Genomic DNA, 26,991 nt, shown 5'->3' with positions numbered 1-26,991 from the left:
CCTGGATGGCGGCGGGGTGTTTTTCTGTACCGGGCGGGTCAGAGCGTGGCTTGGCGCACCTGTTTTTCCAGCTCGGTCTTCAGGCCCGGCTCCAGCTTGAGCTGGCGGGCCAGTTCGTCGAGGTAGGACTTCTCCATGAAGTTTTCCTCGTCCACCAGCATGACGCTGGCGATGTACATTTCGGCGGCCATTTCCGGGGTGCTGGCGGCGCGCGCTACATCGCTGGGGTCCAGGGGTTTGTTGAGCTCGGCATGCAGCCAGTGTTGCAGCTCCTGGTCGTTGTCCAGCTTGACGAACTCGCCTTCGATCAAAGCGCGCTCGCGCTCATCGACATGGCCATCGGCCTTGGCGGCGGCTACCAACGCCTTGAGAATGGCCTGGCTATGCAGTTCGACCTGGGCCGGTGGCAGGCGGTCGAGGGTCTGCGGCTCGCCTTTGGGCGCACCGGCCTGTTGTGCCTGCCAGTTGCCGTAGGCCTTGTAGGCGATCACGCCGAGCGCTGCGAGGCCGCCATAAGTGAGGGCTTTACCGCCAAAGTTGCGGGCTTTTTTGTTGCCCAGCAGCAGGCCCATGGCCCCGGCCGCCAACGCCCCACCACCTGCGCCGCCCAGCAGGCTGCCGAGCCCGCCACCGCCGAGCAGGCCGCCCAGGGCGCCTTTGTCATCACCTTTACGTTGACCGCCAGCCTTGTTTTGCAACATGTCCTGGCCGGACTTGAGCAATTGATCAAGCAATCCACGGGTATTCATTCATAGCCTCCAGAGACTTGGGTTCATAGGTTTAATAGGCCGTCAGCGTAAAACTAAGTGCCAATATTCCTGGATATAGAGTGCTTCCAGATGTAACTCAACTGCGATGGTTTTGGGTCGGTGTGTATATCCATTGCTGCGGTCAGGGCCGCTATTGGTTCCGCTCTTACAGCGGGTCACTTTTGGAAAAGAGCCCGGAGTGCCGGCCCAGCCAAAAGTAACCAAAAGGGCTCTTGCCCCACCACTCGGCACCTCGCCTAGGCTCGGTGTGCCCGTCATCCGACATTGATTTGGGGGGCCGCCGCGATGGGCCATCCATGGCCCAGCGCGGCTAAACCGGCGTCCTGCCGGTTTACCCCCCAAATCAATATCGGATGACGGCCAGCGTGGTTTAACGGGGCGCCTAAGATCAAAATCACAAGCAAAGCGAGGCGGCCTGACAGCCGACCTGATCGTCGAGGCGTGCGCGGACTCTGTAGGAGCTGGCTTGCCTGCGATGGCGGTGTATCAGCCAATACATTTATCGACTGATACACCGCCATCGCGGGCAAGCCCGCTCCTACAGGGGAAGGCAGCTTCGCGCTCTGGCTTTGCTGTTGCTCTGCTTTTGATCTGGCTTTTGATCTTAAGCGCCCCGTTAAACCACGATGGCCGCAGGCAGGTATTGCGCAGTGGGCACCCCGGCATGGATGCCGGGGTAGCCGCGACACGGCCATGGATGGCCGATCGCGGCGGGCCCACGGAGCAATGCCTGACTGCGGGCATGCCGAGCCTAGGCGAGGCACCGAGTGGTGGGGCAAAAGCGCTTTGGTTACTTTCGCGCTTTTCGAAAGTGACCCGCTGTAAGAGCGGAACCAATAGCGGCCGTGACCGCAGCAATGGATATACACACCGACCTAAAGCCATCCCCAGCAACCTCCCCTGCTGACACGTCTTGTTTCATATGCAACGCCATCATCCCGCTATCAATCAATTTTCCTTCCCTACCGAACCCCTTAAGCTATCTGGCATCTGTTTAATGTCCGTTGCGTTTGGCCGAAGGCATGTCCGAACCGTTATTTCTGATCCAGCACGCGCCAGGAACGGCACGGGATTGCTCACCACAGGTTGTATTTATGCACCGCAGGAATTTGCTCAAAGCGTCCATGGCCATCGCGGCCTACACCGGGCTATCGGCCAGTGGCCTGCTGGCCGCCCAGGCCTGGGCCGGGAATCGTGCAGCCGATGGCGACGCCAAGGCGTTCGACTTCGACTGGCTCAAGCTGCAAGCCAAGCAACTGGCCGGCAAACAGTATCAGGACACCCGCCAGGTGCTGCCGCCGACCCTGGCGACCATGACCCCGCAGAATTTCAATGCCATCGGCTACGACGGCAATCATTCGCTGTGGAAAGATCTCAAAGGCCAGTTGGACGTGCAGTTTTTCCATGTCGGCATGGGTTTCAAGACCCCGGTGCGCATGCACAGTGTCGACCCCAAGACCCGCCAGGCGCGGGAGGTGCATTTCCGTCCGTCGCTGTTCAACTATGAAAAAACCACGGTCGATACCAAGCAGCTCAAGGGCGACCTGGGTTTTTCCGGCTTCAAGTTGTTCAAGGCCCCGGAACTGGACCGCCACGACGTGGTGTCTTTCCTCGGCGCCAGCTATTTCCGCGCGGTGGATAACACAGGCCAGTACGGCCTTTCGGCACGTGGCCTGGCCATCGACACCTACGCCGACAAACGCGAAGAGTTCCCCGATTTCACCCAGTTCTGGTTCGAGACGCCGGACAAGGACAGCACCCGTTTCGTGGTCTACGCCCTGCTCGACTCGCCGAGCGCCACCGGTGCCTATCGCTTCGATATCGACTGCCAGGCCACCCAGGTGGTGATGGCCATCGACGCCCATATCAACGCACGCACCGCGATCCAGCAGATGGGCATCGCGCCGATGACCAGCATGTTCAGTTGCGGCACCCATGAGCGGCGCATGTGCGACACCATCCACCCGCAGATCCACGACTCCGATCGCCTGGCGATGTGGCGCGGCAACGGCGAGTGGATCTGCCGCCCGCTGAACAACCCGGCCACCCTGCAATTCAATGCCTTCGCCGATAAAGACCCGAAAGGTTTCGGCCTGGTGCAGACCGACCATGAGTTCGCCAGTTACCAGGACACCGTCGACTGGTACAGCAAGCGCCCAAGCCTGTGGGTGGAACCGACCACCGCGTGGGGCGAAGGCTCCGTCGACCTGTTGGAGATTCCTACCACCGGCGAGACCATGGACAACATCGTCGCCTTCTGGACCCCGAAAAAACCGGTGGCCGCCGGCGACTCCCTGAACTTTGGCTACAAGCTCTATTGGAGCGCACTGCCCCCGGTCAGCACGCCGCTGGCGCAAGTCAACGCGACCCGTTCCGGCATGGGCGGCTTCACCGAAGGCTGGGCACCGGGTGAGCATTACCCACCGGTCTGGGCTCGTCGTTTTGCCGTGGACTTCAAGGGCGGCGGCCTCGACCGCCTGCCCGCTGGCACCGGGATCGAGCCGGTGGTCACCTGCTCCCATGGCGAAGTAAAAGACTTCAGCGTGCTGGTGCTGGATGACATCAAGGGTTACCGCATCCTCTTCGACTGGTACCCGACCAGCGACAGCGTGGAGCCGGTGGAGATGCGTCTGTTCATTCGCACCAATGACCGTACCTTGAGTGAAACCTGGTTGTACCAGTACTTCCCACCCGCACCGGACAAGCGCAAGTACAGCTGATGCCAGGTGTTCCCACGCTCATGGCGTGGGAACGCCCCCAGCCGGTTCAAAAGCGCGAAATACTCTTCATCGCGCCAATCAGATAACGCATCGCAACCTGATCGTTTTCCGTCAAGGCCCGGTACTGCTCCAGCAGTTGCGTCTCGTCCGAGCTCAGCCGGCGGCCATGCAATGACAGCCTGCGCCTGAAAAAAAGCGTCAGAACCCCTGCTACACCAATGCACTTGGTCATGGAATGTTTCTCCGTGTAGTAAACAACAACTCCTGATGCCCATAACCCTGCCCGCGAAGTGCAATGCCTCAGCGAGCAAACAGACTGACTTCCTGGGCCAGAAGCCGCCTTACTTCAAGCGTAGAAACTATCCTGGCGCGTGTGAGATTTTTTTAGAGTATTCACTTAAATAATTGCCTTGAGGCAAAAGACTTTCAGAAAATCCTCACGCACCGACCACCGTGTACGAGCCTGATGCCGGCCAGATCAGGGCAGCGGGCGATACAAGTGGATGTCATTGGGTTCCCGGTGGTACAGCTCGCTGTCGGGCTGCTTGAGCAAACGACAGCCGTGATGCAGATAAAAATCCACGGTGTTGCGCGACTCGGTGGCCGAGATGTACAGCGCCTGCGCACCCAGCGTTACCCCGTGCGCGCAGGCCAGCGCCAGCAAGCGCCCGCCCAGCCCATTCCCTCGGCCACTGTGGCTGACATGCAGGAACTTGAGCTGATGCATACGCAGGCCCTGGTTATGGATCACCCGGTTATCCACCACCGCTGCCCCCAGCAGCGTCGGGCCAGCAAACACCCCATGCAACCACCCCCCGCGCAGCCAGCAGCCATGCAGTTCCAGGGCATCCTGCTCGGCTTCGCCTTCGGGCCAGCCGCGCATGTCGTGGTGAGCGGCGTAGAGCACCAACTCGCCGTGTTCCAGGCGATAGCACTCATCAATCTGCTCAGTACGGTCAATCAACGCCAGCAGGGGAATGTCGCTTTCATTCAAATCACGTTCCACCAGCATCTTGGCCTCCAGCGTCCAGGACGCTCAGGATCGCTACTCCCCCGGCGACAGGCAAGAAAAAACCCACCGTGATCAGCGGTGGGTCTGGGTGACGAATGTAAAAAATCAGTCGCGCAAGTCAGACTCATGGATCGGCTGGTCGCGGTGGGTAGCCCGCTGGTATTGCGCCGGCCAGATCGCCTTACGCCCGCCCAGGTCGTCATCGGCGTGCAATGGCCAGTACGGGTCACGCAGCAGTTCGCGGGCAAGGAAGATGATGTCGGCCTGGCAGGTGCGCAGAATATGCTCGGCCTGGGCCGGCTCGGTAATCATGCCAACCGTGCCCGTGGCCATGCCGGACTCCTTGCGCACACGCTCGGCAAAGCGCGTTTGATAACCGGGGCCGATAGGGATTTCGGCATTGGCGGCAGTGCCACCGGAGGACACGTCGATCAGGTCCACACCCAAGTCTTTGAGGCGGCGTGCCAGCTCCACGGTTTCGTCGGGGTTCCAGCCGTCTTCCACCCAGTCGGTGGCCGAGACGCGTACAAACAGCGGCAGCTCTTGCGGCCACACATCGCGCACTGCCTGGGTGACTTGCAACACCAGGCGGATACGGTTTTCAAAGGATCCGCCGTATTGATCCTGGCGCTGATTGCTCAAGGGCGAGAGAAATTGATGCAGCAAATAACCATGGGCCGCATGGATTTCTACCACTTGGAATCCGGCGGTCAGGGCACGCTTGGCGGCGGCCACGAAGTCGGCGATCACTTGCTGGATTTGCCCTTCGTCCAACTGCCGGGGCGCGGTGTGCTGCGGGTCGAAGGCGATGGGCGATGGACCTACCGGCACCCAGCCACCGTCTGCGGGCTTGACGCTGCCGTGCTTGCCGATCCATGGCCGATGGGTACTGGCCTTGCGCCCGGCGTGGGCCAGTTGGATCCCCGCCACCGCGCCCTGGGCGCGGATAAAGCGGGTGATACGCTGCAGCGGCTCAATCTGGGCATCGTTCCACAGGCCTAGGTCCTGGGCGGTGATGCGGCCATCGGCAGTGACGGCGGTGGCTTCGCTGAAAATCAGCCCGGCGCCGCCAACGGCACGGCTGCCCAAGTGCACCAGGTGCCAGTCATTGGCCAGGCCATCGACGGCGGAGTACTGGCACATCGGCGACACGGCAATGCGGTTGAGCAGGGTCAACTGGCGCAGGGTATAGGGTTCAAGCAACAGACTCATGGGGCACCTCTTCTCGTATCCGGTGGGCATTGGCTCCAGGGTTCTGTCTGACCGGTGCGGGTGACGAAAAGATGAAAGGCCCGTCCCCTTCGGGCTAAAAAACAGACAAGGTCACAAGACCAATCACACAGTGCTTAGAGACTAGTCGACAACCGGGGATTGCACAGGGTTCAGCGTGGTTCGATGTGGGCAATCATCAGCTGCACGGTTTCCTGGCCACGGAATTCATTGACGTCCAGCTTGTAGGCCAGCTCCACCCAGCGAATGGTCGGGTTCGGCCACACTTCGCGGTCGATGCCAAAGGCAATGCCATCGAGCTTTACCGCGCCACACTCACTCTTGAGCACCACCTTGAGGTGACGCTCGCCCACCACCCGTTGCTCCACCAGTTGAAACACCCCGTGAAACAGCGGCTCGGGAAAATGCTGGCCCCAGGGCCCGGCGTTGCGCAGGGCGCGGGCCAGTTCCAGGTGGAACTCTTCCACCGCCAAGGTGCCATCGGACAGCAAGCGCCCGGTGAGGTCTTCTTCACGCAGTTGTCGGCGCACTTCGGCGTCGAAGGCGTCGGCGAACAACGGGAAGTTGGCTTCAGGCAAGGTCAGGCCCGCCGCCATGGCGTGGCCGCCGTATTTGGCGATCAGGTTCGGGTGCTGGCTGGCCACCACCGCCAGGGCATCACGGATATGAAAGCCCGGCACCGAGCGCCCGGAGCCCTTGAGCAGGCCATCACCGGCGTCGGCAAAGGCGATGGTGGGGCGGAAATAGCGCTCTTTCATACGCGACGCGAGGATCCCGATCACACCCTGGTGCCACTCCGGGTCGAACAGGCACAGGCCAAACGGCATCGAGTCCAGCGGCAAGTCCTTGAGCTGGGCCAGGGCTTCGCGCTGCATGCCCTGCTCGATGGCCTTACGGTCCTGGTTCATGCCATCCAGTTGCGCGGCCATTTCCCGGGCCTGGGCGAAGTCGCTGGTGAGCAGGCATTCGATGCCCAGGCTCATGTCATCCAGGCGCCCGGCCGCATTGAGCCGTGGACCGAGGATAAAGCCCAGGTCGGTGGAGGTGATGCGCGTGTGGTCGCGCTTGGCCACTTCCAGGATCGCCTTGATGCCTGGCCGCGCACGCCCGGCGCGAATCCGCTCCAGGCCCTGGTAGACCAGGATGCGGTTGTTGGCATCCAGCGGCACCACGTCGGCCACGCTGCCCAGGGCCACCAGGTCGAGCAACTCGCCGATATTGGGCTGCGGCTGCTTGTCGTACCAGCCCAGGCTGCGCAGGCGCGCACGCAAGGCCATCAGCACATAGAAGATCACCCCGACGCCCGCCAGGGCCTTGCTGGGGAACCCGCAACCGGGCTGGTTCGGGTTGACGATGGCATCGGCCGCCGGCAGTTCATCACCGGGCAAGTGGTGGTCGGTGACCAGCACCTTGAGCCCTGCCGCCTTCGCCGCCGCCACGCCTTCGACACTGGAGATGCCGTTGTCCACGGTGATCAGCAACTGTGGCTCGCGCTGCAAGGCCACGGCGACGATTTCCGGGGTCAGGCCGTAGCCGTATTCGAAGCGGTTGGGCACCAGGTAATCCACATGCGCCGCCCCGAGCAAGCGCAGGCCCAGGGTGCCCACGGTGCTGGCGGTGGCGCCATCGGCGTCGAAGTCACCGACGATCAGGATGCGCTGGCGCTGCTCCAGGGCCGTCACCAGCAAGTCCACGGCGGCATCGATCCCTTTGAGCTGCTGATAGGGAATCAGCCGCGCCAGGCTTTTATCCAGTTCATCCTGCGAAGTCACGCCACGGGCGGCGTAGAGACGGGTCAGCAACGGAGGCAATTCACCGAGGAACGGCAGGACGGCGGGCAATGGGCGGGGATCGATGCGCATGGGGTGATGGGGGCTTCTGTGCAATACAACGGTTAAAAAACACTACCAGGAACGACGAACATCAAATGTGGGAGCGGGCTTGTGTGGGAGCGGGCTTGCTCGCGAAAGCAGTGGGTCAGTCAACATCAATGCTTGCTGGGCCGACGTCTTCGCGGCGATGCGGCGATCCGACAAGCCCGCTCCCACAGGGTCAGCCGCGTTCGCCAACCAGCCACTGCAGCTGCACTTCGTGCTGGCCGCGGTCGTCGGTGACGAAGATCGTGCCTTCGCTGATCATCACATCCCACTTGATCACCCGTGGCATGTCCTTGGCCAGGGTTTCCAGGATTTCCTGGGGCACCGCGGCGATATGCACGTTTTTCAGGTTGTTGGCCACCGGCACCACTTTGCCTTCCCACACCCGCAGGCTGCCGTAGGCCAGCAGGCTGGTCCGTTCGGTGCGGCGTGAGCACCAGGTCAGGCGGTCGGCATCGGGCTGGCCGACTTCGATCCAGTGCAAAACCCGATCATCCAGGCTTTTTTCCCACAGGGCTGGCTCGTCTACATCTGACAGTCCGCGACCAAACGACAACTGCTCGTTGTACCAAAGGGCGTAGGCCAGCAAACGCACGGTCATGCGTTCTTCGGTTTCCGAGGGGTGACGGGCGATGGTTTGCTTGACGCTCTCGTACACCGAACGATCGAGGTCGGTCAGGTTGAGTTCAAACTTGTAGGTCGTGGACGGCTGGGCCATGAACGGACTTCTAGAGACAGGAAAAGGCGGCCAGTCTAACCGATGGCGGGCTCATTCAACGAATCCTGCGCTGCATCATCCTTATCCCTGCACCGCTCGCCTATGTTAAAAGGCAATACAAACCTTCCTGCGCTAGTAAGGATCCTCATGTCGTTTACCGCCAAACCGCTTGCCGGCCTGAAAGTCATCGAACTGGGCACCCTGATTGCCGGCCCGTTCGCCTCGCGCATCTGCGCCGAGTTCGGCGCCCAGGTGATCAAGGTCGAATCCCCCGACGGCGGCGACCCGCTGCGCAAATGGCGCAAGCTGTATGAAGGCACGTCGCTGTGGTGGTTTGTCCAGGCGCGCAATAAACAGTCCCTGACCCTGAACCTCAAGCACCCCGATGGCCTGGCGATCCTCAAGCAATTGCTGGCAGACGCCGACATCCTGATCGAAAATTTTCGCCCTGGCGTCCTGGAAAAACTTGGCCTGGACTGGGACACCCTGCACGCCCTCAACCCCAAGCTGGTGATGGTGCGGCTCTCGGGCTTTGGCCAGACCGGGCCGATGAAGGATCAACCGGGCTTCGGCGCGGTCGGTGAATCCATGGGGGGCCTGCGCTACATCACCGGTTTCGAGGACCGCCCGCCGGTGCGCACGGGGATCTCCATCGGCGACTCCATCGCGGCGCTGTGGGCAGTGATCGGCGCACTGATGGCCCTGCGCCATCGCGAGGTCAACGGTGGTCTCGGCCAGGTAGTGGATGTGGCGCTGTATGAAGCGATCTTCGCGATGATGGAAAGCATGATCCCCGAGTTCGATGTGTTCGGATTTATCCGCGAGCGTACCGGCAACATCATGCCGGGCATCACCCCGTCATCGATCCATACCACCGCCGATGGCAAGCATGTGCAGATTGGCGCCAATGGCGATGCAATCTTCAAGCGCTTCATGCTGACCATTGGCCGGGAGGACCTGGCCAATGACCCGCAACTGGCCAGCAACGATGGCCGCGATACCCGGCGCGACGAGCTGTACGGCGTGATCGACCGCTGGGTCAACAGCTTGCCACTGGAACAGGTGGTGGAGCAGTTGAACCTGGCCCAAGTGCCCGCCAGCCGGATCTACAGCGCCGAAGATATGCTGGGCGACCCGCAATTCCTGGCCCGGGAAATGTTCCTCAAGGCCCAGTTGCCCGACGGCAAGGATTTCAAGATGCCCGGCATCGTACCCAAGCTTTCCGACACCCCAGGCAGTTGCGAGTGGGTCGGGCCGCAGTTGGGCGAGCACAATGCCGTGATCCTGCAAACTCTGGGCTACGACAGCAGCGCCGTGGCCCGCTTGCGCAAGGATGGCGCGATCTGATGCCGCTCGTAGCATGCGCAAGATAATGGCCGGCCGTTTCATCAGGGCGCTGCGGCGCCTGTGGCTCATCGCCCCGCTGCTTGGGATGTGGCCGCTATCGGGCCAGGCACAGGACACCTTGACCTGGCTGGTGCGCGACCTGCCGCCGATGACCATTTTCGATGGTCCGCAAAAGGGCCAGGGCAGCGTCGATAAACTGCTACCGTTGTTGATCGAGCGCCTGCCGCAGTATCGCCACCAGATCCTGCACGTTAACCGCGCCCGTGGCATGCAAATGCTCAATGCGCCCTCCTTCACCTGCGATCCATCGCTGGTATGGACACCCGCGCGAGCCAGGAACATTGTCTTTTCCACACCGGCGTTTGCCGTGTTGAGCAATGGCATCGCGATTCGCCGTAACCGACAGGACGCCCTGGCAAGCTATGTGGTTGACGGCCAGTTCGACCTGGCGAGGTTTCTTGATGCGCGACAGACACGTCTTGGGATCGTCGCCGAGCGTAGCTACGGCCCCGGGATTGACGAACAGTTGATCCACGCCGACCCACTCGAACTGGCCCCACATTACGGCAACGATGCCCTGGGCAGTTTGCTGCAGATGCAGCGCCTGGGGCGGCTGGAAGCCGTGTTGGGCTACTGGACGGAAATCCGCTATCAGGCAGCGCAACAGGATATTGATCCACAAGACCTGATGTTCTATCCGATCAAGGGCACGACGCGCTATCAACGGATCCATATCGGCTGCTCGAACACCCCGCAGGGGCGCCAGGCCATCAGCCATATCAACCGCGAATTGCAGAATATTCCCCAGGCGGCGCTACTTGAGTCCTACGCCAACAGGCTGGACCCGCTGATGCGCGAGCAATACCTCAAGGACAACCCGAGGTTTTTCAGCGAAACACCGCCGCCCTGATAAATTTTTGGCAAAAAGAAACCCCGAGCAGTGGGGAGACAACTCGGGGTTAAACGTGGCCTACAAAGACCAGTACAACAAGCTACAAGCACCGGAGCACAATGCTTGATCCTGCTGTTACAAGGTCTGACTCGCCTTCCTGTAGGAAGGTTCCAAAGATAAAAATTTCTTCATGCCTGGGCGGGAGGGCGCGCCTGGGCGGCGTTGCGCAAGGCTGCGATCACCGAAGGTTCCAGGCGCCCTTCGGCGATTTTCAGGTCGCGATGCAGGCAGTCCACCACGTCCACCAGGGCTCGCTTGTCGGTCAGTTGTGCGCGATCCACTTCGCGTTCGACCATGATCGCGCCCGTCGGGCTCTTCACCGTCACCAGGCATTCGCCGTGTACACCCGAGGCAGTCAGCGTGACCTGATAAGGGCTCAGCGCTTCGCCGAGCAATAGGCTGATACTTTCCATCTCGATCACCACTCAATCATGAGAAAAATAAATAACCACTGTAGGAGCACGCTCGCTCCTACAGGTAAGTGACCTACGCCAAAAGCACAAAGTTCGCCCTTGAGCTGAGCTTATCGAGCATGCATGGCAAATATGACAGAGAGAAAACAGCCGCCGACAGGCTAGAATCCCCTGATTATTGCCGGAGTCCACCGTGAGAGACGCGTCTGAACTGCCCCTGCGCATTGTCATAGCCGACGATCATCCGATTTTCCTGATCGGTTTGCGCGCAGTGCTGGAGCGCGACGCCCAGGTGCGCATCGTCGGTGAGGCCAACTCGCCCCAGGCCCTGGCCGCCCTGCTGCAAGACCGCCCCTGCGATGTACTGGTCACCGACTTCATGATGCCCGCCGAACCCCAGGCCGACGGCCTGCGCCTGATCGAACACCTGCGCCGGCATTACCCCGACCTGCCCATAGTGGTGGTGACCATGCTCAACAATGCGGGGCTGTTTCACTCGATCCTGGAACTGGGGGTCATGGGCCTGTTGAGCAAGGCCAGCCTGGCCGACGAGTTGCCCGAAGCTATCGACCAGGTGCGCCAGCAGCGGCCCTATGTGGCGCGTACCATTGAGCAGGCGCTGGCCCTGGCCGGCGCCGTGGGGGCTGATCGCCTGCATTCGCAGGACCAGCTATCCCCCCGGGAACTGGAAGTGATCCGCCTACTGGCGGGGGGTAAGACGGTGGGCGAGATTGCCGCGCACCTCAATCGCAGCAAGCAGACGGTCAGCACACAGAAGGTCAGTGCCATGCGCAAACTGGGGCTGATCAGTGATGCTGCGCTGTTTATCTACGTGCAGGAACATGGGCTGGCCTAGATTGTGTAGGCACCGGCAAGCCAACGCCTACAGGGCTATCGCGGCGGACTGGGCGAGCCAGTGTTGCAGCATCTGGGCACTCATCGGATGGGCAATCAGGCAACCCTGCAGCCAGGCCGGCCCCAGCGCGCGCACGGCGTCGCGGTCGCCGGGGGTTTCGATTCCGGTCACGACCACGCCGACGCCCAGGTGCTGGGCCATGCTCATGGCCCCGGCAACCACCGCGCATTTGCGCTCGTCACCCGCCATCCCACTGGCAAACACCGGGGGAATCTTCAGCTCGGTGAACGGCAACTCCAGCAAACGCTGCAAGCTGGTTCCGCCGATGCCGAAATCACCAATCGACAACTTGCAGCCGATCATCCGCAGGCGCAGCAAACCGGTGACATGGGCGCTGTCGGTCTTCAGGCGCGAGGTTTCCACCAGCTCCAGGGTCAGGTTGCGCGCGGGTACGGCAAAGCGTTGCAGCAGGCCTTGCAGCGTAAGCGCGAAATGCTCCTGCTCCAGCAGCCGCCCGGGAATGTTGACCGATACCGGCAGTTCCCGGCCTGTGTCCCGGGTCACCTGGGCGCAAAGACGCAACACCTGATCCAGCACGTACCAGGTAAAGGCCTGTTCTAGCCCCGCCAACTCCAGCAGCGGCAGAAACTCGCTGGGCATCAACTGGCCATGCTCCGGGTCTTGCCAGCGGGCCAATGCCTCCACGCCTTGCAGATCACCGGCCTGGTTGACAATGGGCTGGTAGCAGACACTGGCGTAACGCTCGATGGCCGCCTCGCCGACCTCGGCGCAGAGTTTCTCGGTCGCGAATTCACTAACCCCCAGCATCTGGTGCACGCGCTCCCAGGACAATGCGTGCGGGCTAGGCCGCAAGCGTTGCCGGCAGGCATCGAGCATTTGCCCGATGGCCGTGGCAGAAGCCGGTTTGGGCATGCACCCCAATACGTTGAGTCCCGCCTGGCGCGCCATGCTCGCCACGCCTTCGAGTACATCGGGATCGGCATCGCTCAACAGGACCAACACCTGGGCCTGGCTCTGCTCGGCCATTTCACGAATCAGCCCCAGTGAGTCGCCATGCTCCAGGTACAGATCGCAGATGGCGATATCCACCGGCCCCTTGCTCGCCAGCGACTGGCGGGCGACCTCGACGCTTTCAGCCGTCAGCACGTTGAACACGCCGTTGGCGTTGAGCATCTGGTGCAGGGCCATCAGCTGGAACGGGTGATCTTCGAGAATCAGGACTTTGAGTGAGCGCATGGAAAACTCTGGGGCTGCGTGCAAGATGCTGCACATTAGCCAAAACTGCGACAAGACCCCATAGGACGCGTCCTATTCTTGCCTGTTCAGATATGGCCGGATTTGCTCCTGCAACACCCGTATGGCCACGCAAACATTTTGCCAGCGCTGCGCCAACTCATCCTCACGGTACTCGCGCGCACTGCTTTCCAGGGCAATACAGGCCTTGGCCAATGGCAGCGCATCCACCAGGCAACAAATGCCCTTGAGGCGGTGCAGGCTGGCCCGCAACTGCGCCAAGTCGTGTTCGGCCATGGCGTGGCCCAACAGGTGGTGCTCGTGCTCAAGGTTATTGGCCAACTCCTGCAACATGCTTTGCAGGATCGGACCGTCGGCCTGGGTCATCTTGCGCAGGGCCTGCAGGTCGAAGGCAGGCACCGCCGTGACCCGGGCCAGCACCTGGTTCCACTGCTCCAGGGTCACCGGCTTGACCAGCAGCGCATCCATACCCGCCCGCTGGCCGTGCTGGCCCTCGTCTTCCTGGGCATCGGCGGTGCAGCCGACCAACGCACAGCGCGGGCGCTGCTCCTGGGCCTCTATCTGGCGAATGGCCTCGGCCAGGGCAAAACCGGACATGCCCGGCATATGACAATCGGTCACCAGCACATCGAACGCCTCGCTGCGCCAGCGCTGCAACGCCGCCTCGGCACTGTGCACGGCGACCACCTGGTGCCCGAGGAACTGCAACTGCTGGGCCAGCACCAGGCGGTTGGCCGACAGGTCGTCGACAATCAACACCGACAATGCCCGATCTGCCGGCAGCAAAGACGCTGCGGCCACCGGCGCGGGCAGGTCGTCACTGCCGACCCGGTCCAGGCGCAGGTCGATACACACGGTGGTGCCTTCGCCCAGGACGCTGTGCAGGGTGATTTGCCCGCCCATCAAGTCCACCAGTTGCTGGCAGATGCTCAAGCCCAAGCCGGTACCGCCATGTTCGGCTGCCGTCAGCGGGCTGCCCTGGATAAACGGCTTGAACACCCGCGCCTGCTGGTCGACGCCGATACCTGGGCCCGTGTCCTCGACGCACAGGTGCAAGTATTCATGCCCCTCGCCATCCAACTGGCAGGCGACACGCACGCGCACTTCTCCGTGCTGCGTGAACTTGAGCGCATTGCCCAAAAGGTTATGCATGACCTGGCGCAGGCGCAGCGGGTCGAACCAGTAAAAGCCTTGCGCCTGGGGATCGAAAGCCAGGGTCAGGTGCAGGCCCTTTTTCTGCGCCGTGGCTTCAAACAGCCGCTGGATGCCCTCGAAGAACCCTTTCAGGTCGGTGGTCTGTGGCGCCAGTTGCAGGTGGCCGGCCTCGATCTTCGCCAGGTCCAGGCTATCGCCCATCAAGGCAATCAACTCCCGCGCCGAACGATGGGCCACCTGCAGCGCCTCGGAGACGGGTGCGCCCGAGGCCAGGGCGCGTTCCTGCTCCAGTTCCAGCAGGCCGATAATCGCCGTCATCGGCGTGCGGATCTCATGGCTGAGGTTCGACACAAAGGCACTCTTGGCGAAGTTCGCTTCATCGGCGGCGCGCCGCGCATCCATCAACTGGGTTTCCAGGACCTTGCGCTCGTTGATGTCGACCCAACCGCCGAGCAGCCCCTGCAACTGGCCCTGGGCATCATAAAACGGCACGGTCCATTGATAGACATGGGCGATGCCGCCATTGAACTCCAGCTGGCGGTCGATAAACAGCGACTGCTGCGTGGCCAGTTGCTCCATGTGCCCGGTATGCAGGCGCAAGGCCGTGGCGGCGGGCAGCACTGCGCTCTGCGGCAGGGTCAGGCCGCGAATCTGGTCAAGCCGGGTCGCCAACTGTTGTTCATAGCTTTTGTTGCAGGTGACCAGGCGGCCAGCGAGGTCGCGCACAAATACCGGGTTGGGGATACCGTCGAGCAAGGCCCGCTTGAAGGCCAACTGGTCATTGAGCCGCCGCTCGGCCTCGACGCGCTGGCGGATCTGGCGCTTGAGCCGGCTGTTCCAGACCAGCGACACCAGCACAAACAGCAGCGCCGTGGCGACCGTCCAGTAGGCCCACGATGGCACACGCTGCCAAGCCGGCACCGGCACCGCCACCGCGCCCATCCAGCGCAGGCGCAGGGCACTCAACTCGGCCACCGGCAAGGCTTCCAGGGCCTTGTTCAAAATACTCAGCAGCTCGGGGTGGTCCTTGCGCACCGCCAGGCTGTCACTGGACCACTTGCCATCGACGCTGCGACCGGCCCGCAATTCATCGGCCGGGTAGCTCTGCACTTCCACTTCACTCTGGATGGTCGCGGCGGCGTCTCCCCGGGCCACCAGGGCGCGGGCCTCGGTGTAGTTGGGCACCAGGCGCAGGCGGATCGTCGGATATTCGCGGCGGATATAAGCCTCCAGCACATGCCGCGCGGGCAGCGCCAAGACCCTGCCCGAGAGCTGTCGCAGGTTGATCACCGGCGGTGCATCGGCCCGCTCGACGAACACCCAGCCGGCGCCGCCAAACCCATGGCTGAAATCCAGAAAGCGCCGGCGCTCGGTGTTTTCCACCAGGGTGGTACTCATGTCCGCCGCGTGGTTTTCCAAGAGCTCAAGGGTTTGTGCGGTGGAAAACACTTCCTCGAGGACGAACTGCAAACCGGTCATGCGCGACAGGCGATTAAGCAGATCTACGTTCAGCCCGACCCAGCGGCCGTCCTTGTCCTTGAATACATACGGCGAATATTGCTGGGCCGCCACCAGCACCTGGGGATGGCGCAGCATCCAGGCCTGCTCGGCGGCGGTCAGGGGGATGCGCTCACCGTCAACGTCCACCCCCAGGCCGGTGGTCCAGCGGGCGAGGATTTCACGGCGGACCGAGTCATCGATGCTGTGCAGCGCGCGGTCCAGCATACGGCCCAACAAGGGGTCGGCCTGGCGCGTGGCGAAGGCAAAGCCAATCGGCGCCAGGCGGCTCTGCTCCTTGATCTGCATACCCAGGTAAGGCCGCAGGGACTTGTAGGCGCGCACGATCACTTCATTGCCGATAAACGCATCCACATCGCCCTGGGCCAAGGCCTCCAGGCCGCTGTAGAGGTTGGGCGCGAGCATGATATGGCTTTGCGGGTACGCCGCATGCACGTTCTTGACGTTGGCGTAACCATCAAGCAACACGACTTTCTTGCCCTTGAGGTCGTCTTGCATGGCCTCGTCAGTGCGCACCACCACCACTGAACGATCCGGCATATAGTCCGGGGTAAAGGCCAGGCCAGGCACATCCCGCTCGTAGCCGTTGGCACTGGTGAGGATATCGATAGCCCCGCTGCGCAACGCTTCCACGGCCTGGGCCCGCTCGGCAAAACCCATCACTTGCATCGGCACGCCAAGCCGCGCGCCCACCAGGCTCAGGTAGTCGGCGCTGATGCCCTGGTAGCGATTGTGATCACGGGTGATATCGATGGGTTGGTAATCATCGATGGAGATCCCCACTTTCAAGCTGGGATGCTGCGCCAGCCATTGCTGCTCGGCGGGTGCCAGGGGCATGGGCGCCAGGGTGATAAACGCCGGCACCAGGTTGAACGGCAGGCTGACGGCGGCCAGGCTTGCAGGCAGATGACCGAGCAAGAGCATGCTCAGGAGGCACTGGCGCCATCGGGTCGTGAACCGCACCGTGGGGGTTTCCTTGTTGGTTATTGCGCACACAGCATAGCCTTACACCAAGCGACACCCCCTGTGGGAGCGGGCTTGCTCGCGATTGCGGCGGGTCAGCCAGCACATACTGCGCCTGGCACACGGCTATCGCGAGCAAGCCCGCTCCCACATTGGTGCTTCGGTGAGCGATGTACCCCAAATAAAAACGACGTTTCCCATCACGGGGTAAACGCCGTTTTTTTCAAGCAAACAACATTGAGTCAGCCAAGACTCAGAGCGGCTTACCACGATTGCCATGCTGGCTGACGAACGCCTGAATAGCCTTCAGATCATTAGGCAATACCGTGCAACGCTCTTCCCGCTCAAACAGGTCAGCCAGGTGCGGCGGCAGCTCCAAGGCCTTGCCGACACCGGCCTTCTGCACCGCCTCAGGGAATTTCACCGGGTGGGCCGTGCCGAGGATCACCATCGGGATATCCAGGCTGCGCCGGCATTCGCGTGCGGCCTTGACGCCAATGGCGGTGTGCGGGTCCAGCAGCTCGCCGGTCTGGGCATAGACTTCAGCGATGGTCTCGCAGGTCTGGGCATCGTCCACGGCCAGGGAGTCGAACAGCTTGCGGGTCTCGGTCCAGCGCTCCTGATCGACGCTGAAACCACCACCCTGCTTGAAGCTGTCCATCAGGCCGGCCAGGGCCGCGCCGTTGCGACCGTGCATGTCGAACAGCAGGCGTTCGAAGTTCGACGAGACCATGATGTCCATCGACGGCGACAAGGTCGCGTGCAGGGTTTCCTTGACGTACTGGTTGCCGCTCATGAAGCGGTGCAGGATGTCGTTGCGGTTGGTGGCGACGATCAACTGGTTGATCGGCAGGCCCATGTTGCGCGCCAGGTAGCCGGCGAAGATATCGCCGAAGTTGCCGGTCGGCACCGAGAACGACACCGAACGCGCCGGCCCGCCCAACTGCAGCGATGCGTGGAAGTAGTAGACGATCTGGGCCATGATCCGCGCCCAGTTGATCGAGTTCACCGCAACCAGGCGCGTGCCTTTAAGGAAGCTCTGGTCAGCAAAGCTGGCCTTGACCATTTCCTGGCAGTCGTCGAAGTTGCCTTCGACCGCGATGTTGTGGATGTTCTCGCCAAAGATGGTGGTCATCTGCCGGCGCTGCACGTCCGATACACGGTTGTGCGGGTGCAGGATGAAGATGTCGACGTTTTCGCAGTGCTTGCAGCCTTCGATGGCCGCCGAGCCGGTATCACCGGAGGTGGCACCGATGATCACCACGCGCTCGCCGCGTTTCTCCAGCACGTAGTCCAGCAGGCGGCCGAGCAATTGCAGGGCAAAATCCTTGAACGCCAGGGTCGGGCCGTGGAACAGCTCCAGCACCCATTCGTTGCCGTTCAACTGGCGCAGCGGGGCGATGGCGTTGTGGGAAAACACGCCGTAGGTTTCTTCGAGGATCTTCTTGAAGTCAGCATCGGGGATGCTGCCGGTGACGAACGGGCGCATGACCCGGAACGCCAACTCGTGGTATGGCAGGCCGGCCCAGGAGGCGATTTCTTCCTGGGTGAAGCGTGGCAGGTTTTCCGGCACGTACAGGCCGCCGTCAGTGGCGAGGCCTGCGAGCAGGACGTCTTCGAAATTCAGGGCCGGTGCCTGGCCGCGGGTGCTGATGTAACGCATGACTGGCTCCTCTACAACATTCTTGAACAGAGGCCGCCGAACCTGCGGGGCCTCTGCAACCTATCGTTAGTTCAGGTGTTCGACACGGATCCGTACCACCGGCCCGACCACGCCTTGCAAGGCTTCCAGGGCGGCGATGGCATCGTTCATGTGCTGTTCCAGCACCCGGTGGGTCAGTAGGATCATGGGCACCAGGCCGTCGTGTTCTTCGACTTCCTTCTGCATGATCGACTCAATATTGATGCCACGCTCCGAGAGGATGCTGGCCACCTGGGCCAACACGCCTGGATGATCCTTGGCCTGGATCCGCAGGTAGTAGGAGCTTTCGCAGGCTTCGATCGGCAGGATCGGGTGGGCCGACAGCGAATCCGGCTGGAACGCCAGGTGCGGCACGCGGTTTTCCGGGTCGCTGGTCATGGCGCGGACCACGTCCACCAGATCGGCGATCACCGACGAAGCGGTGGGTTCCATGCCGGCGCCAGCGCCGTAGAACAGGGTCGAACCGGCCGCATCACCATTGACCATCACCGCGTTCATCACGCCATTGACGTTGGCGATCAGGCGGTCGGCCGGGATCAGGGTCGGGTGCACGCGCAATTCGATACCGGCAGCGGTGCTGCGCGCCACGCCCAGGTGCTTGATGCGGTAGCCCAGGGCTTCGGCGTAGTTCACGTCGGCGGTGGTCAGCTTAGTGATGCCTTCGGTGTAGGCCTTGTCGAACTGCAGCGGGATCCCAAAGGCGATGGACGCCAGGATGGTCAGCTTGTGCGCTGCGTCGATGCCTTCCACGTCAAACGTCGGGTCGGCTTCGGCGTAACCCAGGGCCTGGGCCTCGGCCAGCACGTCTTCGAAGGTACGGCCCTTCTCGCGCATTTCGGTAAGGATGAAGTTACCGGTGCCATTGATGATGCCGGCCACCCAGTTGATACGGTTGGCCGACAGGCCTTCGCGGATCGCCTTGATCACCGGGATACCGCCAGCGACTGCGGCTTCGAACGCCACGATCACGCCCTTCTCGCGGGCCTTGGCGAAGATTTCGTTGCCATGCACGGCAATCAGCGCCTTGTTGGCGGTAACCACGTGCTTGCCGTTTTCAATGGCCTTGAGCACCAACTCACGGGCGACGGTGTAGCCGCCGACCAGTTCGATGACGATATCGATTTCAGGGTTTGTGGCCACGTCGAAGACATCGTTGGTAATCGCAATACCGGTCGTTTGGTACTGAGGCTTTGGCGTACGCATGGCAATTTGTGCCACTTCAATCCCACGCCCTGCACGGCGGGAAATTTCCTCAGCATTACGCTGAAGTACGTTCAAGGTGCCGCCACCGACGGTCCCTAACCCACAGATGCCTACTTTGACCGGTTTCACTGAAGAACTCCCCATGAAACGGCCGACTCAAGGTCGGCCGTGAAAAACAGCCGCACAACTGCGGCTCGCTATTAATGACCCGCCGACGGGTCGGCGGGTCTGACCGTCAAAGGCTCGACGATACTGTTTATTTGGCACCCAGCGCCAGTTTGGCGATTTGTGGGGCCGGCTGGTAGCCCGGAATGACCTGGCCGTCAGCCAAGACGATGGCCGGCGTACCGTTCACGCCAATCGACTGGCCCAGGTTGAACTGCTTGGCGACCGGGTTGGCACAGGCAGCAGCCTTGATGTCCTTGCCGTCGACCATCTTGTCCATGGCGCCTTTTTTGTCAGCCGAGCACCACACCGCCTGCAACTGCTTGTCACCCGGCGAACCCAGGCCCTGGCGCGGGAACGCGACGTAGCGCACTTCGACGCCCATCTTGTTCAGCTCAGGCACTTCGGCGTGCAGCTTGTGGCAGTACGGGCAGGTGGTGTCGGTGAACACGGTGATGTGGGTCTTGGTCTCGCCAATGGCCGGATACACCACGGTTTCGGCAACCGGGATGGCGTTGATCAACTTGGACACGCCCAGGCGCTCGGCCTTCTCGGTGAGGTTGACCGGCTTGCCGTCTTTCAATTGGAACAGGTAGCCCTGGACGATGTACTGGCCGTCGGCGCTGGCATACAGCACGCGGCTGCCCTTGAGCTTGACTTCATACAGGCCGGCCATGGGGCTGGCGCTGATGCTTTCGACCGGAGTTTCGAGTTGGAGGCTTTCCAGACTCTTACGGATTGTCTTCTCGGCGGCGTCATCGGCGACGGCAAAGGTTGAGACCAACGCAATGGCTGCGGCGGCAAAAATCTGGGTCAAGCGCATGGGAACTCCTGAAGGCAGATGCAGGGACGAAGGCCAGGACGCCGATCTGGAAACACGGCTCGGGACCGTCCCCTTTGCAAACCGGCAAAGCCTACCACAATTGGGCGCCAGGGCAGACGCCGACGGCCAAATTGGGGCCTGTCAGCCCCTCGGGTGATGTTTGGCATGCAGGTCCTGCAACCTTGCGCGCGCCACGTGGGTATAAATCTGCGTGGTCGACAGGTCGCTGTGGCCCAGCAACATCTGCACCACGCGCAAATCCGCGCCATGGTTGAGCAGATGGGTGGCAAATGCATGGCGCAGGGTATGGGGGGACAGCGACTTGCCGATCCCGGCCACCTTGGCGTGGTGCTTGATGCGATGCCAGAAGGTCTGGCGGGTCATCTGTTCGCCGCGCAGGCTGGGAAACAGCACGTCACTGGGGCGCCCGCCGAGCAACTCGATGCGGGCATCGCGCATGTAGCGCTCGACCCACACGATCGCCTCTTCACCCATGGGTACCAGGCGCTCCTTGCTGCCCTTGCCCATCACCCGCAACACGCCCTGGCGCAGGTTGACCTGCTCCAGGGTCAGGCTGATCAGCTCGGTGACGCGCAGGCCGCAGGCATATAAGACTTCCAGCATGGCGCGGTCACGCTGGCCGATGGCTTCGCTCAGGTCGGGCGCGGCCAGCAGGGCCTCGACGTCGGCTTCTGACAAGGACTTGGGCAACGGCCTGCCGAGCTGCGGCATATCGACTTGCAGGGTCGGATCGACAGCAATCAGCTTTTCCCGCAGCAAATAGCGATAAAACCCACGCACTCCCGAGAGGAATCGTGCAGTGGAGCGCGGCTTGTAGTTTTGCTCAAGACGCCAGGCCAAGTGATCGAGAATCAACTCGCGCCCGGCATGGCTCAGTTCGAGGTTTTTCTCCAGCAACCAGCCATTGAACAGGGCCAGGTCGCTGCGGTAGGACTGGCGAGTGTTGTCCGACAGGCCTTTTTCCAGCCAGAGGGCGTCGAGGAAGCGGTCGATCAGGGGGTGGTCAATGGCGGGCATGGGCGCTCGAACAGAGAAAAGAATGGGTAGATCCTATCGCAGCCGCGCTCTGTGTAGGAGCCGGCTTGCCGGCGATGGCGGTCTCACGTACTGCGGTGTTGCTGCGGTCCTCATCGCCGGCAAGCCGGCTCCTACGGGTCAATCCACAAACCCAGGCAACACCGGCACCGGCCGCTTATCGTCATCGATTGCGACAAAGCTGAACACACCCTGGATCGCCTTCTCGCGGCCATCGGCACTCATGCTCTCGACAAATACTTCCACTTCCACCTTGAGGCTGGTGTTGCCGACTTTGATCACGCGGCCAATCAGTTCGACGATGGAACCGGCCGGTATCGCGTGATTGAAGTCGATACGATCGGTAGACACCGTCACCAGCGGCAAACGGCAAAAACGCGTGGCGGTGATGAACGACACTTCGTCCATCCAGGCCAACGCAGTGCCGCCAAACAGGGTGTTGTGGTGGTTGGTGGTCGGCGGGAATACGGCCTTGGTCACGTGGGTCACGGACAGGTCGGTGCGGCGCTGGATTTCTTCGAGGCGTGTGGTCATGAACGGGTTCCGGGCAATGGGCAAATTTCAGGCACAAAAAAGCAGCCCGTAGGCTGCTTTTTTCTGCATCGGGAAGCTGGACTTAAGCCAGTTTTTCCTTGATGCGAGCTGCTTTACCGGACAGGTCACGCAGGTAGTACAGCTTGGCTTTACGTACGTCACCGCGACGTTTAACGGCCATGCTGTCGATTTGCGGGCTGTAGGTCTGGAAAGTACGCTCTACGCCAACACCGTTGGAGATTTTACGAACAGTGAAAGCACTATTCACACCACGGTTACGCTTGGCGATTACTACGCCTTCGAACGCTTGCAGACGCGAACGGTCGCCTTCCTTCACTTTCACCTGAACGACAATGGTGTCGCCCGGGGCAAAGGTAGGGATCTCTTTGGTCATCTGCTCTGCTTCGAGTGCAAGGATGATTTTGTTAGTCATGCTGTGCTCCTAAGGTAAATCGTCGGATCTACCATCGATACGTTGTTAACTATCGTCCCGCGCGAGGATGTATTCCTCGAGCAGCTTCTTCTCTTCTCCAGAAAGCGAGCGGCTTTCCAGAAGATCGGCGCGTCGTTCATAGGTCCGACCAAGGGACTGCTGTAAACGCCAACGCCGGATGTGTGCGTGATTGCCACTTAGCAACACGTCGGGAACACGCTGATCCGCATACACCTCCGGTCGGGTGTAGTGCGGGCAATCCAGCAAACCATCCGTGAAGGAATCTTCCTCCGCGGAGTCCGCATGCCCTAAAGCTCCAGGCAGCAGTCGTGTAACCGCATCTATCAGGACCATCGCCGGCAGCTCACCGCCAGACAGGACATAGTCCCCAATCGACCACTCTTCATCGACATGAGCTTCAATAAAACGCTCGTCAATGCCTTCATAGCGACCGGCAATCAGGATCAGTGCTTCCTCATTCGCCAGTTCGCGTACCGCAGCCTGTTTCAGCTGGCGGCCTTGAGGGGACAGGTAAATTACCTTCGCCTTCTCCCCTGCTGCTGCCTTGGCCTGAACCAGGGCGTCTTCCAGGGGCTTGATCTTCATCACCATGCCCGGGCCACCGCCAAAAGGGCGATCATCCACAGTGTGATGTCGATCCGTCGTGTAGTCTCGCGGGTTCCAACAAGTAAGCTGCAAGAGCCCTTGTTTCACCGCCCGACTGGTGATGCCGTACTCGCTGATGGCGGAAAACATCTCGGGAAACAAACTGATCACTTCAATGCGCAAATTAGCCACGCTTAGAAGTCCGCGTCCCATTCCACCTTCATCTCGCCCGCTGCCAGGTCGACGGCCAACACGCATTGCTCGGTATACGGCAACAGGCGTTCGCGATCATCCAGGCTGCCAGCGCAAGGCTTGACCACCATTACATCATTGGCGCCGGTTTCCAGAAGATGATCGATTTTCCCGAGCAATTGCCCGAGTTGATCAATAACCTTCAGACCTTCCAGCTGGTACCAGTAGTACTCGCCATCGGTCAATTCAGGGAACAGGTTGCGCGGCACACAGATCTCATAACCGGCCAGAAGACGCGCTTCTTCACGATCATCGAGACCCTTGAGCTTTGCGACCAGGAACTTGTCGTTCCCGCGTCCACTGACCAGCTCGACCTGTTTCACACTACCTTCGCGCTTGAGCGTCCAGGTCTTGTACTGCAACAGGTTTTCAGTCGGATCAGTAAAGGAATACACCTTCACTTCGCCGCGAACGCCATGAACAGAGTAAATCTTGCCGATAACGATCAAATCATCAGCAACAGCTGGCGTCGCGTTCATATTGCTCAGGCTGCGGCCTTAGCCGAGTCCTTCAACAACTTGGCAACACGCTCGGAAGGCTGTGCACCAACGCTCAGCCAGTAGGCTACGCGCTCTTGGTTCACGGACAGACGAACTTCTTGACCACGAGCAACAGGGTTGAAGAAACCAACCTGTTCCTTGTGCGAACCGTCACGCGGGTTGCGGCTGTCGGTTACGGTCAAGTGGTAAAACGGGCGCTTTTTGGAGCCGCCAAGGGCAAGACGGATTGTTAGCATGTGAACATCGTTCCTGTAGTCGGTGCTGCAAATCTAAATGCACAGCGGGCATGGGTGCCCGAAAGGCCGCATATTCTAAGGAATATCCGGACTTTTGCAAATGTCTTTTTCCGGCGCCTGACCGCGTGCCATTCAGATCTGCTATAGAGCCGTCGGTTAAAACGGCGAGTCAGCTCCCGCCAACGGCGGGTTTGCTGGAGATCCCACATCCCTGTGGGTCTGCGCAAGAGCGAACTCTTGCGCGAATTCTTTACATCTTCGGCATGCCACGACCGGGCATCATACCGCCCATGCCACGCATCATTTTGGCCATGCCGCCTTTGGCCGAGAATTTCTTCATCATCTTTTGCATCTGCTTGTGCTGCTTGATCAAGCGACCGATGTCCTGCACCTGGGTGCCGGAACCCATGGCAATCCGACGTTTGCGCGAACCGCTGATCAGCTCAGGGTCACGGCGCTCGGCCGGGGTCATGGAGTTGATGATGGCTTCCATCTGCTTGAACTGCTTCTCTGCCGCGCCCTGGGCATTGCCCATTTGCGCCAGGTTCACACCGCCGATGTTCGGCAGCTTGTCCATCAAGCCGCCGAGGCCGCCCATGTTCTTCATCTGTTGCAGCTGATCACGGAAGTCTTCGAGGTCGAAGCCCTTGCCCTTCTTCAGCTTCTTGGCCAGTTTGTCGGCCTTGTCCTTGTCGAGGGTTTGTTCAGCCTGCTCGATCAGGCTGAGCACGTCGCCCATGCCGAGGATCCGCGAGGCGATCCGCTCCGGGTGGAACGGCTCAAGCGCTTCGGTCTTCTCGCCCATGCCGATGAACTTGATCGGCTTGCCGGTAATTGCGCGCACCGACAGTGCGGCACCGCCACGGGCATCACCGTCGACCTTGGTCAGGATCACGCCGGTCAAAGGCAGCGCATCACCAAAGGCCTTGGCGGTGTTGGCCGCATCCTGGCCGGTCATGGCGTCGACCACGAACAGGGTTTCTACCGGGTTGATCGCAGCATGCAGCGCCTTGATCTCGCCCATCATCTCTTCATCGATGTGCAGGCGACCGGCGGTATCGACGATCACCACGTCGATGAATTTGAGCTTGGCTTCTTTAATAGCAGCGTTGGCAATGTCGACCGGCTTCTGGCTCAGGTCGGACGGGAAGAAGGTCACGCCGATTTCCCCGGCGAGCATTTCCAGCTGCTTGATCGCGGCCGGACGGTAGACGTCGGCCGACACCACCATCACGGACTTTTTCTTGCGCTCTTTAAGGAAGCGCGCCAGCTTGGCAGCGGTGGTGGTCTTGCCCGCCCCCTGCAAACCGGCCATCAGCACAACGGCCGGTGGCACGGCGCTGAGGTTCAGGTCTTCGTTGGCCGCGCCCATCAGGCTTTCGAGTTCGGCCTGCACGACCTTCACAAAGGCCTGGCCCGGCGTCAGGCTGCGGGACACTTCAGTGCCAACCGCACGCTCCTTGACCGAGTTGACGAAATCCTTGACCACAGGCAAGGCAACGTCGGCTTCGAGCAACGCCATGCGCACTTCGCGCAGGGTGTCTTTAATATTGTCCTCGGTCAGCTTGGCCTTGCCGGTGACATGGCGCAGCGTCTGCGAGAGACGGTCAGTCAGGTTTTCAAACATGCGCGATCCTTTCAGGCCCTATTCATCGAAGTGCATCGGTAGACCGAGGTAATGGCGGCCCAGGCTGTGATAAATCGCTATTAAAAACAGCGCTCGGCGAGCCTGCGGCGTGGGCAGGTCGCGGATTATAGCGAAGACTGCCGCCATGCACACCCGCTGTCTGGCCCAGTGGTCTTTCGTGGAACGCAGGTGTGTGCCAAACTCATCGGCTTTCGGGCTTGCCTAACAGGATTTATGCTCCCTTTGTCACCCAGTTTGCTACCCAGTCTCGCCGCCGCACTCTTGTATGCCGCTGCGACCCTCTATCAGGGCACCCGCCTGGCCCAACGCGCCAGGGCGGACAAACGCCTGCTGGCCGGCCTCGGCGTGCTCGCCCTGGTGGCCCACGCTGCCAGCCTGTTCACCCACCTGATGACGCCAGTGGGCCTGGGCCTGGATTTTTTCAGCGCCGCCAGCCTGATTGCCGCCGCGGTCATCGCCTTGACGCTGCTGGCCTGCGCGCGGATCCCGGTGGAAAACCTGCTGTTGCTGCTCTTTCCCCTGGGCATGCTGACGGTGCTGCTGGCACAATTCGCCCCCACCGGCACGGTGCAGGTAATTGATGAAGAGCCGGGCATCCTCGCGCACATCCTGTTGTCGATCCTGGCCTACGGCATGTTTACCATCGCCGTGTTCCAGGCATTGCTGCTGCTCTTGCAGGACCACCAACTCAAGCACAAGCACCCTTCCGGGCTGATCAAGAACTTCCCGCCGCTGCAGACCATGGAAAGCCTGCTGTTCGGCTTTCTCTGGGCCGGCTGGACGCTGCTGTCGCTGTCGCTGATTTCCGGCTGGCTGTTCGTCGAGAACCTGTTCGCCCAGCACCTGGTGCACAAGACCCTGCTGGCATGCCTGGCCTGGGTGGTGTTCAGCGTGCTGCTGTGGGGCCGCAATCGCCTGGGTTGGCGTGGGCACAAGGCAATCCGCTGGACCCTGGCCGGTTTCTGCCTGCTGATGCTGGCGTATTTCGGCAGCAAGCTGGTTCGCGAATTCATCCTGCATATCTGAC

The 26,991-nt window shown here is 61.2% G+C and carries 24 protein-coding genes; 5 read left to right on the top strand and 19 right to left on the bottom strand.

The window, feature by feature from the left end:
- Positions 1-38: 38 nt before the first annotated feature.
- On the bottom strand, positions 39-749 hold the full coding sequence (locus ACSSVH_RS05445) for a tellurite resistance TerB family protein (protein WP_169955695.1): 711 nt from the start codon (positions 747-749) through the stop codon (positions 39-41).
- A 1,115-nt stretch (positions 750-1,864) separates the two neighbouring features.
- Between ACSSVH_RS05445 and ACSSVH_RS05440 the strand changes: the two genes are divergently transcribed.
- Positions 1,865-3,490: a glucan biosynthesis protein D gene (locus ACSSVH_RS05440; protein WP_169955694.1), complete on the top strand. Its 1,626-nt coding sequence runs from the start codon at positions 1,865-1,867 to the stop codon at positions 3,488-3,490.
- A gap of 46 nt (positions 3,491-3,536) precedes the next feature.
- Here the strand turns inward: ACSSVH_RS05440 and ACSSVH_RS05435 are convergent, their stop codons facing one another.
- The 5 genes from ACSSVH_RS05435 to ACSSVH_RS05415 form a co-directional block, all read right to left on the bottom strand.
- The gene (locus ACSSVH_RS05435) at positions 3,537-3,722 is read right to left on the bottom strand and encodes a hypothetical protein (protein ID WP_492634192.1); all 186 of its coding nucleotides are present in this window, start codon (positions 3,720-3,722) and stop codon (positions 3,537-3,539) included.
- Positions 3,723-3,968: 246 nt separating this feature from the next.
- A complete protein-coding gene (locus ACSSVH_RS05430; RefSeq protein ID WP_492634191.1) occupies positions 3,969-4,502 on the bottom strand; it encodes a GNAT family N-acetyltransferase in 534 nt (177 codons plus the stop codon).
- Positions 4,503-4,607: 105 nt separating this feature from the next.
- On the bottom strand, positions 4,608-5,714 hold the full coding sequence (locus ACSSVH_RS05425) for an NADH:flavin oxidoreductase/NADH oxidase (protein WP_169955691.1): 1,107 nt from the start codon (positions 5,712-5,714) through the stop codon (positions 4,608-4,610).
- A gap of 170 nt (positions 5,715-5,884) precedes the next feature.
- Positions 5,885-7,594 (bottom strand): single-stranded-DNA-specific exonuclease RecJ, encoded by a 1,710-nt coding sequence (recJ, locus tag ACSSVH_RS05420; RefSeq protein WP_172314933.1) that lies wholly within the window; start codon positions 7,592-7,594, stop codon positions 5,885-5,887.
- Between the two features lie 190 nt (positions 7,595-7,784).
- Positions 7,785-8,327 (bottom strand): YaeQ family protein, encoded by a 543-nt coding sequence (locus ACSSVH_RS05415; protein ID WP_057438005.1) that lies wholly within the window; start codon positions 8,325-8,327, stop codon positions 7,785-7,787.
- A gap of 147 nt (positions 8,328-8,474) precedes the next feature.
- Here ACSSVH_RS05415 and ACSSVH_RS05410 point away from each other — a divergent pair, with 147 nt between their 5' ends.
- Positions 8,475-9,674, top strand: a complete 1,200-nt coding sequence (locus ACSSVH_RS05410) for a CaiB/BaiF CoA transferase family protein (RefSeq protein ID WP_169955689.1) — start codon at positions 8,475-8,477, stop codon at positions 9,672-9,674.
- A gap of 25 nt (positions 9,675-9,699) precedes the next feature.
- Complete coding sequence (locus ACSSVH_RS05405) at positions 9,700-10,584, top strand: TIGR02285 family protein (RefSeq protein WP_492634190.1); 885 nt, start codon at positions 9,700-9,702, stop codon at positions 10,582-10,584.
- 170 nt (positions 10,585-10,754) lie between these two features.
- On the opposite strand, the gene ACSSVH_RS05400 is transcribed toward ACSSVH_RS05405, so the two are convergent.
- On the bottom strand, positions 10,755-11,039 hold the full coding sequence (locus ACSSVH_RS05400; protein ID WP_492634189.1) for a DUF3509 domain-containing protein: 285 nt from the start codon (positions 11,037-11,039) through the stop codon (positions 10,755-10,757).
- 193 nt (positions 11,040-11,232) lie between these two features.
- Between ACSSVH_RS05400 and ACSSVH_RS05395 the strand changes: the two genes are divergently transcribed.
- On the top strand, positions 11,233-11,895 hold the full coding sequence (locus tag ACSSVH_RS05395; protein WP_169955686.1) for a response regulator: 663 nt from the start codon (positions 11,233-11,235) through the stop codon (positions 11,893-11,895).
- A gap of 27 nt (positions 11,896-11,922) precedes the next feature.
- On the opposite strand, the gene ACSSVH_RS05390 is transcribed toward ACSSVH_RS05395, so the two are convergent.
- The 12 genes from ACSSVH_RS05390 to ffh all read right to left on the bottom strand — a co-directional run bounded on the left by ACSSVH_RS05390 (position 11,923) and on the right by ffh (position 25,943).
- Complete coding sequence (locus ACSSVH_RS05390) at positions 11,923-13,152, bottom strand: EAL domain-containing response regulator (protein ID WP_169955685.1); 1,230 nt, start codon at positions 13,150-13,152, stop codon at positions 11,923-11,925.
- A 72-nt stretch (positions 13,153-13,224) separates the two neighbouring features.
- Positions 13,225-16,767 (bottom strand): transporter substrate-binding domain-containing protein, encoded by a 3,543-nt coding sequence (locus tag ACSSVH_RS05385; RefSeq protein WP_170043066.1) that lies wholly within the window; start codon positions 16,765-16,767, stop codon positions 13,225-13,227.
- A 292-nt stretch (positions 16,768-17,059) separates the two neighbouring features.
- The gene (thrC, locus tag ACSSVH_RS05380) at positions 17,060-18,469 is read right to left on the bottom strand and encodes a threonine synthase (protein WP_029296283.1); all 1,410 of its coding nucleotides are present in this window, start codon (positions 18,467-18,469) and stop codon (positions 17,060-17,062) included.
- A 66-nt stretch (positions 18,470-18,535) separates the two neighbouring features.
- Positions 18,536-19,840: a homoserine dehydrogenase gene (locus tag ACSSVH_RS05375; protein ID WP_029296281.1), complete on the bottom strand. Its 1,305-nt coding sequence runs from the start codon at positions 19,838-19,840 to the stop codon at positions 18,536-18,538.
- A 127-nt stretch (positions 19,841-19,967) separates the two neighbouring features.
- A complete protein-coding gene (gene dsbC / locus ACSSVH_RS05370; RefSeq protein WP_169955683.1) occupies positions 19,968-20,699 on the bottom strand; it encodes a bifunctional protein-disulfide isomerase/oxidoreductase DsbC in 732 nt (243 codons plus the stop codon).
- Positions 20,700-20,840: 141 nt separating this feature from the next.
- Positions 20,841-21,737, bottom strand: a complete 897-nt coding sequence (gene xerD / locus ACSSVH_RS05365) for a site-specific tyrosine recombinase XerD (RefSeq protein WP_492634188.1) — start codon at positions 21,735-21,737, stop codon at positions 20,841-20,843.
- 138 nt (positions 21,738-21,875) lie between these two features.
- Positions 21,876-22,289, bottom strand: a complete 414-nt coding sequence (locus ACSSVH_RS05360; RefSeq protein WP_057437995.1) for an acyl-CoA thioesterase — start codon at positions 22,287-22,289, stop codon at positions 21,876-21,878.
- Positions 22,290-22,371: 82 nt separating this feature from the next.
- Positions 22,372-22,722: a 50S ribosomal protein L19 gene (rplS, locus tag ACSSVH_RS05355; protein ID WP_003175895.1), complete on the bottom strand. Its 351-nt coding sequence runs from the start codon at positions 22,720-22,722 to the stop codon at positions 22,372-22,374.
- Positions 22,723-22,767: 45 nt separating this feature from the next.
- A complete protein-coding gene (gene trmD / locus ACSSVH_RS05350) occupies positions 22,768-23,541 on the bottom strand; it encodes a tRNA (guanosine(37)-N1)-methyltransferase TrmD (RefSeq protein WP_024077235.1) in 774 nt (257 codons plus the stop codon).
- The gene (gene rimM / locus ACSSVH_RS05345; RefSeq protein ID WP_010565276.1) at positions 23,523-24,059 is read right to left on the bottom strand and encodes a ribosome maturation factor RimM; all 537 of its coding nucleotides are present in this window, start codon (positions 24,057-24,059) and stop codon (positions 23,523-23,525) included. The genes trmD and rimM overlap by 19 nt, the downstream gene beginning before the upstream one ends.
- Before the next feature lie 5 nt (positions 24,060-24,064).
- The gene (rpsP, locus tag ACSSVH_RS05340) at positions 24,065-24,316 is read right to left on the bottom strand and encodes a 30S ribosomal protein S16 (RefSeq protein WP_003175899.1); all 252 of its coding nucleotides are present in this window, start codon (positions 24,314-24,316) and stop codon (positions 24,065-24,067) included.
- Positions 24,317-24,566: 250 nt separating this feature from the next.
- Positions 24,567-25,943: a signal recognition particle protein gene (gene ffh, locus ACSSVH_RS05335; protein WP_029296179.1), complete on the bottom strand. Its 1,377-nt coding sequence runs from the start codon at positions 25,941-25,943 to the stop codon at positions 24,567-24,569.
- A 234-nt stretch (positions 25,944-26,177) separates the two neighbouring features.
- On the opposite strand from ffh, the gene ACSSVH_RS05330 reads away from it, so the two are divergent.
- Complete coding sequence (locus ACSSVH_RS05330) at positions 26,178-26,990, top strand: cytochrome C assembly family protein (RefSeq protein WP_407073441.1); 813 nt, start codon at positions 26,178-26,180, stop codon at positions 26,988-26,990.
- Position 26,991: the final 1 nt, after the last annotated feature.

The organism is Pseudomonas sp. HC1(2025) (genome assembly GCF_058742075.1).
Note: the sequence above shows the minus strand (reverse complement) of the source record. Positions and strands in the feature narration are given on the sequence as shown.

What these genes read in the sequence shown, in the direction of transcription:
- ACSSVH_RS05445 (WP_169955695.1), bottom strand. Translation starts at nt 749, where the DNA reads ATGAATACCCGTGGATTGCTTGATCAATTGCTCAAGTCCGGCCAGGAC.
- ACSSVH_RS05440 (WP_169955694.1), top strand. Translation starts at nt 1,865, where the DNA reads ATGCACCGCAGGAATTTGCTCAAAGCGTCCATGGCCATCGCGGCCTAC.
- ACSSVH_RS05435 (WP_492634192.1), bottom strand. Translation starts at nt 3,722, where the DNA reads ATGACCAAGTGCATTGGTGTAGCAGGGGTTCTGACGCTTTTTTTCAGG.
- ACSSVH_RS05430 (WP_492634191.1), bottom strand. Translation starts at nt 4,502, where the DNA reads ATGCTGGTGGAACGTGATTTGAATGAAAGCGACATTCCCCTGCTGGCG.
- ACSSVH_RS05425 (WP_169955691.1), bottom strand. Translation starts at nt 5,714, where the DNA reads ATGAGTCTGTTGCTTGAACCCTATACCCTGCGCCAGTTGACCCTGCTC.
- recJ (WP_172314933.1), bottom strand. Translation starts at nt 7,594, where the DNA reads ATGCGCATCGATCCCCGCCCATTGCCCGCCGTCCTGCCGTTCCTCGGT.
- ACSSVH_RS05415 (WP_057438005.1), bottom strand. Translation starts at nt 8,327, where the DNA reads ATGGCCCAGCCGTCCACGACCTACAAGTTTGAACTCAACCTGACCGAC.
- ACSSVH_RS05410 (WP_169955689.1), top strand. Translation starts at nt 8,475, where the DNA reads ATGTCGTTTACCGCCAAACCGCTTGCCGGCCTGAAAGTCATCGAACTG.
- ACSSVH_RS05405 (WP_492634190.1), top strand. Translation starts at nt 9,700, where the DNA reads ATGGCCGGCCGTTTCATCAGGGCGCTGCGGCGCCTGTGGCTCATCGCC.
- ACSSVH_RS05400 (WP_492634189.1), bottom strand. Translation starts at nt 11,039, where the DNA reads ATGGAAAGTATCAGCCTATTGCTCGGCGAAGCGCTGAGCCCTTATCAG.
- ACSSVH_RS05390 (WP_169955685.1), bottom strand. Translation starts at nt 13,152, where the DNA reads ATGCGCTCACTCAAAGTCCTGATTCTCGAAGATCACCCGTTCCAGCTG.
- ACSSVH_RS05385 (WP_170043066.1), bottom strand. Translation starts at nt 16,767, where the DNA reads ATGCTCTTGCTCGGTCATCTGCCTGCAAGCCTGGCCGCCGTCAGCCTG.
- thrC (WP_029296283.1), bottom strand. Translation starts at nt 18,469, where the DNA reads ATGCGTTACATCAGCACCCGCGGCCAGGCACCGGCCCTGAATTTCGAA.
- dsbC (WP_169955683.1), bottom strand. Translation starts at nt 20,699, where the DNA reads ATGCGCTTGACCCAGATTTTTGCCGCCGCAGCCATTGCGTTGGTCTCA.
- xerD (WP_492634188.1), bottom strand. Translation starts at nt 21,737, where the DNA reads ATGCCCGCCATTGACCACCCCCTGATCGACCGCTTCCTCGACGCCCTC.
- ACSSVH_RS05360 (WP_057437995.1), bottom strand. Translation starts at nt 22,289, where the DNA reads ATGACCACACGCCTCGAAGAAATCCAGCGCCGCACCGACCTGTCCGTG.
- rplS (WP_003175895.1), bottom strand. Translation starts at nt 22,722, where the DNA reads ATGACTAACAAAATCATCCTTGCACTCGAAGCAGAGCAGATGACCAAA.
- trmD (WP_024077235.1), bottom strand. Translation starts at nt 23,541, where the DNA reads ATGGGACGCGGACTTCTAAGCGTGGCTAATTTGCGCATTGAAGTGATC.
- rimM (WP_010565276.1), bottom strand. Translation starts at nt 24,059, where the DNA reads ATGAACGCGACGCCAGCTGTTGCTGATGATTTGATCGTTATCGGCAAG.
- rpsP (WP_003175899.1), bottom strand. Translation starts at nt 24,316, where the DNA reads ATGCTAACAATCCGTCTTGCCCTTGGCGGCTCCAAAAAGCGCCCGTTT.
- ffh (WP_029296179.1), bottom strand. Translation starts at nt 25,943, where the DNA reads ATGTTTGAAAACCTGACTGACCGTCTCTCGCAGACGCTGCGCCATGTC.
- ACSSVH_RS05330 (WP_407073441.1), top strand. Translation starts at nt 26,178, where the DNA reads ATGCTCCCTTTGTCACCCAGTTTGCTACCCAGTCTCGCCGCCGCACTC.